Source organism: Paenibacillus sp. FSL F4-0097 (assembly GCF_038593125.1).
Taxonomy (GTDB): Bacteria; Bacillota; Bacilli; order Paenibacillales; family Paenibacillaceae; genus Paenibacillus_AQ; species Paenibacillus_AQ odorifer.
Window position 1 is genome coordinate 1,206,802 of record NZ_CP151965.1, and the last position, 14,567, is coordinate 1,221,368.

General features: G+C 46.1%; 15 protein-coding genes. 7 read left to right on the plus strand and 8 right to left on the minus strand.

Annotation, left to right across the window (positions count from 1 at the left end):
- Positions 1 to 51 precede the first annotated feature (51 nt).
- The 7 genes from MHH86_RS05215 to MHH86_RS05245 all read right to left on the minus strand — a co-directional run bounded on the left by MHH86_RS05215 (position 52) and on the right by MHH86_RS05245 (position 7,298).
- A complete protein-coding gene (locus MHH86_RS05215; protein ID WP_340900335.1) occupies positions 52 to 1,284 on the minus strand; it encodes an SLC45 family MFS transporter in 1,233 nt (410 codons plus the stop codon).
- 4 nt (positions 1,285 to 1,288) lie between these two features.
- Entirely contained in the window at positions 1,289 to 2,026 is a 738-nt protein-coding gene (locus tag MHH86_RS05220; protein WP_076104695.1) for a glycerophosphodiester phosphodiesterase, read from the minus strand.
- A 102-nt stretch (positions 2,027 to 2,128) separates the two neighbouring features.
- A complete protein-coding gene (locus MHH86_RS05225) occupies positions 2,129 to 2,995 on the minus strand; it encodes an STM4011 family radical SAM protein (protein WP_076104694.1) in 867 nt (288 codons plus the stop codon).
- Positions 2,992 to 4,341, minus strand: a complete 1,350-nt coding sequence (locus MHH86_RS05230) for an STM4012 family radical SAM protein (protein WP_076273323.1) — start codon at positions 4,339 to 4,341, stop codon at positions 2,992 to 2,994. Before MHH86_RS05230 ends, MHH86_RS05225 begins: the two co-directional genes overlap by 4 nt.
- Positions 4,342 to 4,373: 32 nt before the next feature.
- Entirely contained in the window at positions 4,374 to 5,156 is a 783-nt protein-coding gene (locus tag MHH86_RS05235) for an STM4013/SEN3800 family hydrolase (protein WP_341144681.1), read from the minus strand.
- Positions 5,156 to 6,493: an STM4014 family protein gene (locus tag MHH86_RS05240; protein ID WP_341144682.1), complete on the minus strand. Its 1,338-nt coding sequence runs from the start codon at positions 6,491 to 6,493 to the stop codon at positions 5,156 to 5,158. The genes MHH86_RS05235 and MHH86_RS05240 overlap by 1 nt, the downstream gene beginning before the upstream one ends.
- Entirely contained in the window at positions 6,453 to 7,298 is an 846-nt protein-coding gene (locus MHH86_RS05245; RefSeq protein ID WP_036680382.1) for an STM4015 family protein, read from the minus strand. Before MHH86_RS05245 ends, MHH86_RS05240 begins: the two co-directional genes overlap by 41 nt.
- Before the next feature lie 169 nt (positions 7,299 to 7,467).
- On the opposite strand from MHH86_RS05245, the gene MHH86_RS05250 reads away from it, so the two are divergent.
- From MHH86_RS05250 to MHH86_RS05265, 4 genes are read left to right on the plus strand one after another with little or no spacing between them, the layout of a single operon-like run.
- Complete coding sequence (locus MHH86_RS05250) at positions 7,468 to 8,943, plus strand: amidase family protein (protein ID WP_036680384.1); 1,476 nt, start codon at positions 7,468 to 7,470, stop codon at positions 8,941 to 8,943.
- 36 nt (positions 8,944 to 8,979) lie between these two features.
- On the plus strand, positions 8,980 to 9,513 hold the full coding sequence (locus MHH86_RS05255; RefSeq protein ID WP_042124672.1) for an NUDIX domain-containing protein: 534 nt from the start codon (positions 8,980 to 8,982) through the stop codon (positions 9,511 to 9,513).
- A 1-nt stretch (position 9,514) separates the two neighbouring features.
- Entirely contained in the window at positions 9,515 to 9,886 is a 372-nt protein-coding gene (locus tag MHH86_RS05260; RefSeq protein ID WP_036680386.1) for a cupin domain-containing protein, read from the plus strand.
- Positions 9,887 to 9,890: 4 nt separating this feature from the next.
- Positions 9,891 to 10,436: a GNAT family N-acetyltransferase gene (locus MHH86_RS05265; RefSeq protein WP_036680387.1), complete on the plus strand. Its 546-nt coding sequence runs from the start codon at positions 9,891 to 9,893 to the stop codon at positions 10,434 to 10,436.
- A gap of 97 nt (positions 10,437 to 10,533) precedes the next feature.
- Here MHH86_RS05265 and MHH86_RS05270 read toward each other — a convergent pair whose 3' ends face one another.
- Positions 10,534 to 11,403: a helix-turn-helix domain-containing protein gene (locus MHH86_RS05270; protein ID WP_036680388.1), complete on the minus strand. Its 870-nt coding sequence runs from the start codon at positions 11,401 to 11,403 to the stop codon at positions 10,534 to 10,536.
- A 170-nt stretch (positions 11,404 to 11,573) separates the two neighbouring features.
- On the opposite strand from MHH86_RS05270, the gene MHH86_RS05275 reads away from it, so the two are divergent.
- The 3 genes from MHH86_RS05275 to MHH86_RS05285 are packed head-to-tail and all read left to right on the plus strand — an operon-like array spanning position 11,574 to position 14,531.
- Positions 11,574 to 12,659, plus strand: a complete 1,086-nt coding sequence (locus MHH86_RS05275; protein WP_231574052.1) for a glycoside hydrolase family 88 protein — start codon at positions 11,574 to 11,576, stop codon at positions 12,657 to 12,659.
- 33 nt (positions 12,660 to 12,692) lie between these two features.
- Positions 12,693 to 13,637 (plus strand): ABC transporter permease subunit, encoded by a 945-nt coding sequence (locus MHH86_RS05280; RefSeq protein WP_036680389.1) that lies wholly within the window; start codon positions 12,693 to 12,695, stop codon positions 13,635 to 13,637.
- Positions 13,638 to 13,649: 12 nt separating this feature from the next.
- Positions 13,650 to 14,531, plus strand: coding sequence for a carbohydrate ABC transporter permease (locus tag MHH86_RS05285; protein ID WP_036680390.1), 882 nt, complete (start codon positions 13,650 to 13,652; stop codon positions 14,529 to 14,531).
- The last annotated feature ends 36 nt before the right edge of the window (positions 14,532 to 14,567 follow it).

The following is a 14,567-nucleotide window of genomic DNA, read 5'->3' on the forward strand; positions in this document are numbered from 1 at the left end:
AATATAAGCGTCAGCCTTGGACATAAATAGATGTCTAAGGCTGACGCTTTTTTAGGCTCCCGGTGTGTGAAACTTGTGGGGCACTTGCTTGCGTCCCTTCATCAAGAAAAGGCAGAGCAGGGCAACTGCCATACTAATCGCTGCTACATAGAACAGGATGGAGTAATCAAAAATATCAATCATTAGCCCCAGCAAAGGAGGCGAGCTGATCGCTGCCAGTGAAGAGACCAAATAATACATCCCTGTTCGAGTACCAATACTTTCCTCAGTCCCCGTAGCAACAACATAAGGATAAGAGTTGATGTTGATACAAGCCCAGAAGATTCCTCCTGTCAGGAGCAACGCCCGAAGCACCAGCAGGTCCTGTGCAAACCCAACAAGCGCAAAGACTGTCATCAGGCCACATACGCCGACGATAATGATCTTCTTTTTCCCGAATCGCCCACCCAGCCAACCGCTCGGAATAGCGAACAGCACAAAGGCAAGGGAGAAAAAGGTAAGGGAGAAGGAGGCTGCTTGTTCACTGAGGCCCAGATGGTTTTTACCATACAACGTGAATAAGGTTTCGACCCCTTGATAAGCTACAAACCAGAAGAAAATCGCTGCCAGTAGAAATACTGTAGTACGATCCAGCTGGCCGCGAAAGGAGACTCTGGAAGGCTTAACTATCGTCGCAGAAGGGCTCCCCGCTGTATCGGATAGAAGCGTAGGGCTTATATTCACACCATCCCGTTTTTCTTTGATGAAGCGCGATACGATAAACAGACATAACAGGGTAATCAGTCCAGCAACGAGAAACGGCAGCGAAGGATTTGATTTATAGAGGATCGAACCCACGCCGAAAGCCAGAATTGATCCGAATCCACCCATGAAATTAATTAGTCCGTTAGCCTTTGTACGCTGCTCTTCAGGTGTTATGTCGGGCATGAGAGCGACGGTAGGGGAACGGTATAAACTCATGGCTAAATTCATCAGCATCATAAATAAAAGCAGTGTAAATAGTCCGGTATGAAACGGAATCAGCATAGTCAGCACGGCAGCGAAGGGCATACCGATCATAAGATAAGGCATTCTGCGTCCAAAACGCGAGGTCGTGCGGTCACTCCGATTGCCGATCCAAGGCTGCAAGAATAAGGCGAAGTAATTATCAATCGTCATCATGAAGCTGATTAGGGCTACACTATGTACATATTTTTCGAGGAAAAAAGGTACAAATGCGTTATACAGACTCCATGTAATGCTGATGCTGAAAAAGCCGAATCCGAGCAGCCAGACTTTTTTCACACCATCACACTCCCTTGTCAGCCAGAAGTCCAGCGAGTAGGTCTGGATGATCGGTAATAATGCCTGATACACCCGCTTCAATTAAATATTTCATCCGCTCGGGATCGTTAACGGTCCAAGGATGGTAGGCGACGCCATGCTTTGCAGCTTCTTCGACGAATTCAGGCAGTACCGCAAAATGATACGCATGCAACGCAGTCGCTCCAAGTGTAGCTGCATAGTCCCAAGGACGATACAAGCCTTCCCCGTACAGAATTCCTGTTCTGATCTCCGGTGCCAGCGACTGACAGTAAGCTAGTGAATAATGGTTGAAGCTCGAAAAAATGACGCGATCGCTCATCTTGAAATCCCGTACGGCCGCTATCACTTTTTCCTCCATGCCCGGATATAAAAAAGTGCCATTTTTAAGCTCGATATTTAGTATGGTATCTCTACCTTGCAACAGATCTAATAAATCTTCCAGCAATGGAAGGCGCTCATCTTTGAATTCAGGTCCGAACCATGAGCCTGCGTCCACTTCCAGCAGTTCTGCGAGTGTATGATCCTTCACATAGCCGGTTCCGCTTGTCGTGCGGTTTAGAGTTTCATCATGAATGAGGACTAGACCGCCATCCTTGGTCATTTGTACATCAGTTTCTATTCCGGTTGCACCCAGCTCAAGACCTTTGCGGAATGCTGCCATAGTATTTTCTGGACACACTGCCGACGCTCCACGATGCGCAAAATTAATGATGTTGTTCATAAGTTATTGTCCCTCCAACTTTAGTGTTTGCTATGCCCCTATATATGGGGGCTACTTGTCATATTCCACAGAGAGTAAAGAAACCCTGTCTGGAATTTTAATTCAGTTGTTCATAGCGCCATAAGGGATTCGTTCCAAAAGTCCAGCTTCATAGATGCTCCGCAGCTTCAGCTCGGGCATATGAATATAACCGATATAGCAATCGCATACCTTCATGCGGCAGCTTCTAACCGCAGAGAGACCTTCGAGCCCATCACGGTAAAGATTGCCTATGACACCTCTGTCCTTATAGCAGCGTTTCACAAGCCCAGCGCCCTGTACATAAAAAACATCTTTTCCTGCATTGCAGGCTTGGCCAAGGCTTTCATAATCCATAGCATTTACAGAAAAATGTGGATCAATCTCGCTAAGGAAGGCAAAATCCTCAGCTGTATAATAATCCGGTTTATCTTTGTAAGCATTGATCCATAGGTACACGTTTTCCGGTAATGCAGAGCGAAGTGAAGCTATAGCTGAAAAAGCGCTGCGTATTCCAACGCTTCCCACACTAAACGGAACGTCGTTCTCGTATAAAGTCATACATTGCGCCAGAAATTTATCCTCCCGCACTTGTCCGGGGTGGTAGGTGGCCCAAAAGGCCACTTTTTTACGATTCAGCTGGGAGATGAAATCCAGGTTGGCAGAAAGGTTGGTCTGAATCGCTACCTTCTCTACATGGTCCATATTGGAGAGCGCAATCATTGCTTCTTTGTACCAGCGATGAATCAGCCCTTCGCCATAGGGATTAAAAAATATAGAAAGCCGATGACCTGCCGCACCTTGCTCAGACGCCCATGCTACAAAGGCCTCCAGCCCCTGGCGGTCCTTGGCGAGCGTAGCTGCGCTGTCTCTTGTTTTGCCAAAAGGACAATAGGGGCAATCATAGTTGCAGGACGTGAGGGAGCCGCGGTAGTAGAGGACCGCATTCATGGCAATACGAACCTTTCCATCTGCTCTCGGATCTCCCCAGAAATAAACCAATCCCCAATCGAATCAGAGTAACCCATCCCTTCGGTGGTAAGACGCAGGATGCCATCTTCCTCCTGCCCAAGACCGGAATGAAGCAGGTTGGACAGCTCAGGATAATCGTTCCAGAGCGATTGACCGAAACGCTGGCTGTAATCTTCAAGCTTCAGCCCTTCGCTATGTAGAATCGCCTTCAGAATAAAGCGGCGTTTCTGTTCTTCAAGACTCAGCACAATTCCGTAATCCGCAGTATCGTAACGATCCGTCGCAACGTAATCAGCAATAATGCTCTCGGTTGCTTTACGGCTTACCCCATAGCGGGAAGCGTAATGCACATGGCGGGTGTAGGATCTGGCTCCGCAGCCCAAGCCGACCATTCCTTCTTCTTGGCAGCTATAATCGAGAATGGGTTTAGCTGTTCCTGCGTCTTCCTTGGCGAAACGACGCATGGAGTATTGGCGATATCCTCTCGCTCTAAGCAGCTGCCCAGCGGCTTTGTAGCAATCTAGGCGAATATCGTCCTGACGCTGGATATCACCAGGCTTCACAATCGTATGCTCTCGGGTGTAGAGCGGATAGATGAAAATTTCCTCTGGCTCAAAGCTGATCGCTTGATTGAGCGAATATAGCCAAGAGTCGACCGTCTGCCCCGGAAGCCCGTAGATCAGATCTAAATTTAATATGGGAAAATCATATTTCCCCAGCAGCTCTAGTGCCCGATACACCTCATCCGGATTTTGTGGGCGATAGATGGCCGCCGATTCAGCAGCGACAAAACTTTGGATGCCCATGCTGACCCGATCCACCGTATATTCTTTTAGAATATTCAACTTCTCTTCGGTAATCGTCTCCGGTGAAGTTTCCACTGAGATGGAGGCTGTATTTGTATCCAGTCCCATCGTATCAACGGCAATGTGGAACAAGCGGCGGAGCTGATCTGCTGCCAGCAGGGTGGGAGTTCCGCCGCCGATCGCAAAGCGCGCATAAGGTTTATGTCTGGTGAATTCCGCCCATTGCTTTGCTTGGCGTTCCAGTGCATCCACGTATGTGGCATGAACATTTGCGCGTTTATCAGGCAGGGTAAATAGGTTGCAGAATCCGCAGCGTGCGCCACAAAACGGAATATGCATATATAGAAAGAAAGATTCCGCAGGCTCATCACGCCAGAGTGTTTCTAGCGGCATCGGAGGCTGCAAATCCCTGTAAGCCGTTTTGTGTGGATAGGAATACAGATAAGAACGGTAAGGGTGAGCAGTAATGCTGTCTTTCCACTTGTGAAGCTCTTCTAAAGAGAAGGACGATAACGTCATATCAGTTCTCCATCCTTTCCTTGGTATAAATATTATAAAATAAACTCCCGATAAGGGACGTTCCATACCGTCTCGTGGGCAAGGCGATGCCCCTGATAGCCATCTTCCCCATAAGCGGTTCCATGATCTGAAAAAGCCAGGCAGAAGACCGGATTGCCGCGTTCCCGGAACGCATCGAACAACCGGCCCAGTTCACCGTCCACATAACGAAGAGCGGCGCGCTGGCTGTCTACGGAGTCTTTTTTAGCACCAGGTACAAAATAATGATTTGGTCCGTGAATGGCAGAGACGTTGAGGAACATAAACAATCTTTGCTCGCTAGGAGTATCTCTTAGCAGCTTCAAGGCATGGTTCACCTGATGCTCTGTGGAACGCGGATTGGTCACACCGAAGGTCATCCGCCAGTAGCTTTGCTGGAAATAGCTTGGCAACACACGAGCGAGTGGATTTTTTTTGGTGAAAAAAATAACGCCTCCAATACAAACCGTACGATAGCCCTCAGCAGCAAGTCCTGACACGATATCCGGCGTATCGAACAGCCATGTATGGGGATGCGTCTTCATTCCGGTGTTTCGGGAATGGAACATGCGGATATGCTCGGTTTTATCCGTTGTAGCTGGAGTAGGCAAGAAGCCGCCGAAAAAAGCGTGATGGGCCGCATAAGTAAAGCTGCCGGGAGTATGTCTTTTCTCCCAGGGTCCCGTTCCGCACAGGTTCGGGCAGTTCGCTTCCTCCATAGTAGCTGCATCGTATCGAAGGGTATCGAGTGTGATCATTAGAATGTCATGGGTGCCAACGATAGTGTTCATATCCATTAAGAGGATCCTTCCTTTATAAGCGGTGTTGAGGGATGAGTAATATAGTCTCTGGCGGTCAATACCTTCATTTCCCATTCGTAGGTGCTGCAGCCACGGTATTTCACATCGTACAGCAAATCGCCAAAAGGATTAACATCGGCGACAAAACACTGCTGCGATCCTCCAGATATCAGCACGTCTATCCCGGCAACTCCAGAACGGGGAAATGCCGCCAGCGCTTGCAACGCGGTATTTCGTACCTGCTCCTGTATGAATTCTGATAGACCGGCTTCCGAAGGAGACATCCGCTGGCTGCGTAAATGCAGATTCGTAATTGGGGTGGAACTTACACGAGCAATTGCATGACAGGCTTCGCGGAGAACCACGAGCTGGCGGATATCGAAGGCTTTGCCGTTATGGCCGATCTTAGGAATCCATTGCTCGGCATAACCACCATGTCGATAAATCCAGTTAATAATGCCGGAGATCGTGGCGGTATCTGTGTACCGCCGCAGTTTACCGGAATTATAGTAAATGGGTGGTCGGGTGATATAATTCTCGACCCCCACTGTTGTTAAGGCAATTTCGGCACCCGTCACGGGATGGATCTGATAGGCGACCACCCCAGAAGCCGCAGAGCCGAAGGCCAGCTTAATGAATACCCGGTGCATTCGCCGGGATAACATCATCTCCCGGAGAGAGGCATAATCCGTAGGCTGCTGATCTTCACCTACTGGGCGAGGAATTGGAATCCCTGCCTCGCTCAGAATCTGTTGCGTCTGGCGTTTATCGGTCATAGCCGCAATGTCAGTAGGGTCATTTAACCATAGTGAACCTGGACATGCGGTTTTGGCCTCGCGCTGTAGTCTTGCCAGCATCCGGCAGTAGCCACGGAACCATTGAGATGGATGATGCAGGACACCTTGCATTTCCTTCAATTGACGGACTACCTGCACGCGGAGTGGTCGCGGATCAGGTCTATCGGCGTAGGGATGAAGCGAATCGTCCATATCATCCGAGTCCGGTGCGCCTAGAGCGATTAAGGCACGTTCTACCTCGAAGCTGCTGCCAGGTGACTCTAGTCTCAGCAGCGGTGGAGCTGCACTGAGATCTACTCCGTTGTAAACGGAGGACTGATGGGATAATTGCTTCTTCTGCTCTTCCATAAGATCACCTAATGATCTACCTTGCAGAAACTCAGCGTACGATAAAATAATGGCAGGGGGCATTCCTAGATCGGAACGCGCTTGCTGGATGCCGCTAGCCCGTTTATCACCGGGAATACCGATAACGATCATCGGCCTCATGAGAGGCTCACTCTGTGATGGAAGGATAACGCCAGTCTTCCTCATCATCGCTTTCCTGCTTGTCGCTAACATCAACAGGCAATCCACTTTGCTTCCAGCGGCTAATCATCTCGTCAGACATATAATGATGGCTTAGGTTTAATGCTTTTAATTTTTTGATTCTGTCGCTGGCTAGAAGCAATTCCGCCCCCTCATCGCTTAGGGTACCGAGTGATAGATCGAGCGTATCTAGCTGATCCAGAATAGGAGCATTTGCTAGTGCACCTGCGATCTCATCTTGGATCTGGCTATTTTTTAAACCGAGATAAGTAAGCTTAGGAAACTTTCCTACTTCTATAAGAGGGAGAAGATCTGCGAGGCTGCCGTCAAATCCGTAGTCTTCTACACCTAGATATAGCTCCAGCTTGCGCAAATTCGGCAATTGGCTAGTTGCAATATGATCTAGAACGGCTTTACCTAAGCCTCCGCTTATAATAATCAATTCTTCTAGCTTATCGTGTTTTAGTTCTGCGAGGCTCAGCTCATTCCCACCTTGAATCGTGAGTGACTGTAGCTCTGGAAAAGCAGGGAGCAGCGGCGATAGATCGCTTTGGGTAATCCAAGAAATCTCGCATTCCTCATAGCCCATCTCGCCTATGAAAAGCTTGCGTAAAGCAGGGAAGCTAGCACTATGCGTAACCAGTGCCTCTACAACTTCTTCTGAACTATTTTCGTAGGCTTGCCCCCAATCACCGATAATTAGACTTGTCAGCGAAGAACTTTCAGGGGTGCTGCTAAGCTTCTCAATTTCCGTGCCAATTCTTTGGCCTTCCTCGAATTCGTCGTATCCGATACTAAGCTTTACTTCCGTCATGGGCATTCCCTCCCGGAAAAATTTAACTTCGAAAATACCCTATCATCTGTAGCCGAGGGAGTCAAATCACAGGTTTAAATGATTATAGTCAAATTCGTCATGTCATTGAGCTAATCATTTATGGTAGGTTTATGCTAGGGAGAATTACATTATTGAAGGAGCTGCTCTGATGAAGATCAAACTTCAGGAATGGATAATAGAAGCGGATATTGCAAAGCTGCAAGCGGCTATGGAAGCAGGCGTAGTCAGTTCAGAAGATTTGGTAGTAGCCTATTTGGAACGGATTCATAAGTACGATATAGACATAAACGCAATCTTAGAAATCAATCCAGAGGCTAAAGACATCGCGAGAACACTGGATATTGAACGTAAGGAACAAGGAAGTCGGGGAAGTCTACACGGCATTCCTATATTGTTGAAGGATAATATAGATACCGCGGATAAAATGCATACGAGTGCTGGGTCAGTAGCTTTAGCAGGATCATTTGCGGCAAAAGATTCCTTCGTAGCTGCGAAGCTCCGGTCAGCAGGAGCTGTTTTGCTTGGAAAGGCGAATATGTCGGAGTGGTCTAACTTTATGTCTAGTTCAATGCCGGCTGGGTATAGCTCACGAGGTGGTCTAGTACTTAATCCATATGGGCCAGGGAATGTATTTGTCAGTGGTTCAAGTTCTGGACCTGCAGCAGCTATTGCGGCGAATTTGGCAGCAGCCTCGATCGGAACGGAAACCGCGGGATCAATTGTTGGGCCAGCCTGTCAGCATGCTCTCATCGGGATCAAACCAACGGTCGGATTAGTCAGTCGTACTGGAGTGATTCCTATTTCAGTTAGCCAAGACACTCCTGGACCTATTGCTAAAACGGTTACGGATGCGGCGATTATTTTGGGGGCATTAACGGGAGTGGATGACAGGGATGAAGCAACATTATCGAGCGAGAAGCATGCTTTTACGGACTATACTCCATTTCTAGATAAAAGCTTTATACGGCAAGCAAGAATAGGCGTTCCACGGCACTATTATAACCATTTAGATGCAGAGCGACTTTCAATTATGGAAACAGCTATCCAGACTTTGAAGAACGAAGGGGCTACGATAATAGATCCGGTTACGCTTTACGTTGAACAACAAAACTGGAATAATGATGTAATCTGTTATGAATTTAAAAAGGGGCTCAACGCGTATTTATCTGGGGTAGATGATTCCGTTCCGATTCACTCTTTGCAGCAATTGATAGCGTATAATGAAAGACATGCTGAAATCGCATTACAATTTGGGCAAGATACATTAACTAGGTCAGAGGGTATAACTTTAACCGAAGAAGAATATCAGCAAAAGAAACAAGAATACAGAGAGCTAGCACTTGAGCAAGGCATAGATTATGTGTTGGAGCAATATAGCTTGGATGCATTATTACTGCCTGGAGATGTAGATGGTATGTATATTGCAGCACGCTTGGGGTATCCGTTAATTACCGTTCCGGCAGGATTTGTAGCTCAGGGCATTATTGATTCCGACGGTGACCCAACTCGGGGGCCCTTTGGGGTAGTTTTTTCCGGAAAAGCCTATAGTGAGCCTACGCTCCTATCCATAGCCTACGGGTTTGAACAAGCTACGCAGCATCGTGTTCCACCGCAATTGGAATAGGTATTGACTACTTTATTATAGAAGGAAGAGATCAGCTTGAAATATTGCCTAGAATGTGGAACAGCGTTAGTAATGAAAGAAAGCGATGGGGAAGGACAGGTACCTTATTGTAATGCATGCGAAATGTTCAGATTCCCTATTTTTAGCACGGCGATCAGTACAGCAGTATTAAATCAGGATATGAATAAGATTCTATTGATCCAGCAGTATAACCGACCAGATTATATATTGCTTGCAGGGTACGTGAATAAAGGTGAAGATGCGGAAACCACACTTATTCGTGAAGTAAAAGAAGAGGTAGGAATTGATATTGTAGCCTATGAATATATGCGCAGCTTATATTTCGCACCTTCTAATACGCTAATGCTGAATTTTATAGGTGTTGCAGATTCGGAGGACTTAAGTCAGATGAGTGCTGAGGTTGATCATGCAGAATGGTTTACCTTGGAAGAGGCCGCCAGAGCCATTAAAAAGAATAGTCTAGCCGAAACCTTCCTGTTGGCGATTATTGAAAAATTGCATGCAGATCAGGTACAGGTAAATCCGGTGTCGGTAGGAGGAACAGTGTAAGATGATAGTATATAGCTTTGCCAAAGAAGCTGGTAAATCTATTGATGCGTTCGGAAGCCAGCAGCTTTATATGTCGAGAATACTGACAGAGGCGGTTTCTCCGCATGTGGGTTGTATGCACTTGGGTGTGAATGGACTTGTTGGCTGGCATCAGGCTCCGGTTCCACAGCTATTTCTTGTCGTTAGCGGAGAAGGCTGGGTCAGAGCAGGGGAAGAAACAGAGCTTTCAGTTAGCGCTGGCTCAGCTGTGTATTGGGACAAGGGCGAGTGGCATGAGACACGCACAGAGACAGGACTAACAGCGATAGTAATCGAAGCAGAGAATATGAGTTTGGCGATGCCAATTGTGCAGGAGATTCTTGAGCGGAGGTAAAACAATGTTTAATCAAGAGAAAAGAACAATTACGACCGAAAGATTGATACTGAGACCCTTTGAATTATCTGATGCAAAACGTGTCTCTGACCTCTGCAATAATTATAATATCTACAAAAGTACGTTGACTCTACCTTATCCTTACACTATCGAATGTGCAATATCCTGGATTGAAGCTCATGAAGAGAATTTTATCAATAATATGTATTATGAGTTTGCCATTACTGATAAGAGTACAAACGAGCTTTATGGAGCTATAGGACTGACAAATAAGCAAGCATACAGAAATGGTGAAGTAGGATATTGGATCGGTGAGGAATATTGGGGGAAAGGATACGCGACTGAAGCAGCAAAAGCGATCATTGCGTTTGCTTTTTCAGAAAAGCATTATCATAAAGTATTTGCAAGACACTTTGCTTCAAATCCCGGCTCTGGGCGAGTGATGCAAAAATGTGGAATGGTGGAGGAAGGCATTTTATTGCAGCATATCTATAAAGAAAATAAATATGATGACCTAATTCATTATGGGATTATAAATACTGAAGGTTAGGCTACATAAGATGGATTTTTAAAGTTTTTACAAGCAAATAAAACAAAAAGGAGCCGAGTGGCTCCTTTTTGCTGTGCAATAAGGGCTATACAAATTGTTATTTGGATTTATTGCGATAGGTGCGCGGCGTTGTACCGACGATCTTTTTAAAAGCACGACCAAAATAGGAGAAACTGTTAAAACCCACGGCTTCCGAGATTTCTGTGATCGGCATGCTAGTATTTGTGAGCAGCCGCTTGGCGTGATGAATCCGTGTTTGGATTAGAAAATCGGTTATAGTCAGACCAATCGTTTTTTTGAACAAATGACACAGATAATACGGATTGATATATAAATCCTGTGCAAGCTTTTCGAGCGAAATATCCGTGGTGAAGTTTTTGGATAAATATTTTACCGCTTCTTCGATTTTGACATTGATTGTATTTCTCTCAATGGGCTCAAGACCATGCTCTTCTCCGTTAAACACAAGGCGGTGTATTTCAAGTAGCATCTCATTGAGGTAAATTCGCATAGCCAAAAAGTCACCAGTATTCAGCTTTACATATTCTTCTTGCAGTCGATCTAGGAGATATTCGAAATGACGCAGACGTTCACCGCTCATTCGTATATGCCTATGCTGGTTACTGCGGTCAAACATACGAAGAAATCGTTGCTGAATTTCAGAATCCAGGAGTTCAGGGAGAAAGTGGATGGCGGTACGTGTGCTGGGTACTTGCAGCTTAGGCGAACTTTTATGAGATTCTAGGGAGCTTATCAGAATCAAGTCGTTGCCTTCAAGCGGATAGATATTTTCTTCTATTAAAAAATAACCACTGCCTTCGTGAAACATATAGATCTCAAATCCGGCATGGGAATGGAAGTTCATGTAAAAGGTTTGTTCAGTTTCTCTATACTTCATATGAATGGGTAGTTCTTGCAATTTATTGTTCACGAAAACGTCAGTCGATTGGTAAGCTCGGTCTTCCATACTCCACTCCTCCTGTATTAGAATGCGCTTTCATACATCATATAGGCTCGTAATCAATAAAGCAATATCGGTATGGTTTTACGCAATTCATCGAGAGAATTGCATCCGTTTTCATAATATACTTGGATTCAGGCCGCTAATAGCGCCGTTGGGAGGTGGCGATATATTGTATGGCGGTATTCAACCAGAGGAGTGGAATTAAGGAAATGATTATTGAAATGAATGAACAAATAAGACATGCCGCTGATCGTGTGTATCGATATATGACGGAAAGCAGATCGACCGATTGGGGAATGAACATCAATGAATGGGACTGGGTCCCTGGTGTAGGTACGATGGCATTGCTGCATTATTACGAGAAGACGGGAAACCAGGAAGTTCTTGATTATTTAATTAGATGGGTCGAAAGAAATCAAGAAAAAGCAGGACGTACGAAAGTTATTAATTCGATGGCGCCGTTCGCCATTTTTCCCAGGCTGTATGAATTAACCAAAGAAACGTATTATTTGGACCAAGCGAAACAAATCTCTCAGTGGATGGTACGAGAGGCTCCGCGAACGCGAGAAGGTGCATTTGAGCATACCGTCACGGAGAAAGGTAGCTTCCCAGAGCAGGTATGGGCAGATACAATGTTTATGGCTGTACTACTGCTTGCCCGCACAGCGAAATTAACGCAAGATTCGGATCTTGCAAAACAGGCTTTGGAGCAGGTCAGCTTGCATATGCGGTTGCTGCAGGACGAAGTGACCGGGGTTCTATTTCACGGCTGGAACAGTGCCGAGAGAAATCATTTATCCGCTGCCAGATGGACGCGGGCGAATGCATGGGTTTGTATAGCCGTACCTGAAATCTTGCAGGACATCGTAGGACTAGTCACGATCCCGTCTGATATAAGGTCTAGCTACAAGCGCATGATGGATGGCTTGATCGAATACCAAAGCAGCAACGGTCTATGGCACACGGTAATGGACCGGACAGACTTTTACCAGGAAACGTCGGGAAGCGCGGGTATTGCCTGCGGAATACTGCTGGCTATCCGTACAGGTCTGTTGGAAGAAACCTATGGAGTACACGTGTTAAAAGCTTTAAAGGGTGTTTTGAGATGTATTAATACTGCCGGAGAAGTGAGCAGTGTTTCCGGAGGGACACCGATCATGCCGACCATCGAGGCGTATCAAACGATTGAGCGTATACCGACCTTGTATGGTCAAGGGCTTGTGTTGATGCTGTTTTCGGAGTGCTTCGGAAATGAGTAAACGAAAGCTATTTTTTGTTCTGGAGGGTTAGGTATGAACTTACAAAAGTCAGCGTCACCTCTGACCAGCCCCCGAAAGGGATCGATATTGCGCAGCATGTATCGCTATCGCAGGTTGTATGTGCTCGCGCTTCCCGGCATCATATATTTTATTATTTTTCATTATGTGCCAATGTGGGGCGTGTTGATCGCGTTTCAAGATTACAGTCCGTTTCAGGGTTTTTTTGGAAGTGATTGGGTCGGGTTTAAACATTTTATTGACTTCTTTCAAGGGGACAATTTTATCAGGTTGCTAAGTAATACACTCGTGATCAGTGTGCTGAAGCTTATCTTTTTCTTTCCTGCACCGATTGTACTGGCGCTTTTACTGAATGAGGTTCGGAATGCACTTTACAAGCGATGGGTACAAACGATCGTCTATTTACCTCACTTCTTATCGTGGGTCATCGTCATAGGGATCTATTCACTGATGTTTTCTTCAACGGGCTTCGTCAATGAACTTGTAGTCATGCTCGGAGGAACGGTCAAGAATTGGATGATGATGCCTGAGCTATTTAAAATAAGCATCGTACTCCAAAATATCTGGAAGGAAACAGGGTGGGGAACGATCATCTTTCTCGCTGCACTAAGCAGCGTATCACCTGAACTCTATGAAGCAGCGGTAATGGATGGGGCAAGCCGCTGGCGCCAGTTGTGGAACATCACGCTTCCTTCGATCCGCCCAACCATCATCATGATGCTGTTACTGCAGCTCGGCCATATCCTTAATGTCGGCTTCGAGCAAATCTTCTTGATGCTGAATCCGCTCGTTATGGATGTTGGTGATGTATTTCCTACTTTTGTGTACCGTGAGGGTATTCTTCAAGGGGACTTCAGCTTTGCCTCAGCGGCGGGTTTGTTCAACTCTCTGGTAGGACTCATCTTAATTCTGAGTGCAAACAAGCTGACCAAAAAACTGGGTGAAGAAGGAATATTCTAAAGAGGTGAAATTATGAGATTCAAAAGAACCCTTGGCGAAAGATTGTTTGACCGCTTGAACTATGTACTACTTGCCCTTGTGTCGGCTGCCATGCTGCTACCCTTTGTCAATGTGCTTGCTTCGTCGCTCTCTACCGGGGTTGGGCTGAGCAGAGGGGGTCTTGTTCTCTGGCCGCGTGGCTGGTCACTGGAGGCATACAGCTATATTTTCAAACAAGGGGATTTAATTCGGGCTTTGGGCGTTACCATCTTTATCACCGTAGTAGGAACAGCACTAAATCTAATCGTTACATTTACCCTCGCGTATGCACTATCGAAATCGCATTTGCCGTTCCGTAATCCGATGCTTATGATGGTATTCTTTACTACACTATTTAGTGGCGGGATGATTCCAACATTTATTCTAGTTAAAGATCTGGGGATGCTGGACAGTCTTTGGTCGCTTATCATTCCCGGAGCGGCAAGTGCATTTAACATCATTATCGTAAAATCGTTCATGCAGACGATTCCAGATGGGCTCGAAGAGTCAGCGACGATTGACGGATGTACGGAATTCGGTACCTTTTTCCGCATTGTGATTCCGGTGTCTATGCCAATCATTGCGACCATGATCCTGTTTTACGCCGTCGGACATTGGAATGAATTTTTTCAAGCGATATTGTATATCAACAACCCACTCAAATGGCCTATGCAAGTGTTCTTGCGCCAAGTGCTTCTGGTATTGAGTTCATCGGAGCTTAACGCTTCTATGATTGATCAGGATCAAATGATGCAGCTGGCTGAACCTATCAAGATGGCGATGATCATTGTGGCTACAGCACCGATTGTTATTGTTTATCCTTTTTTACAAAAGTATTTCGTGAAGGGTGTCATGATCGGTTCAATCAAAGGGTAGATTTCCCCTCGATAATTAAAGTAAGCGATTTATTCC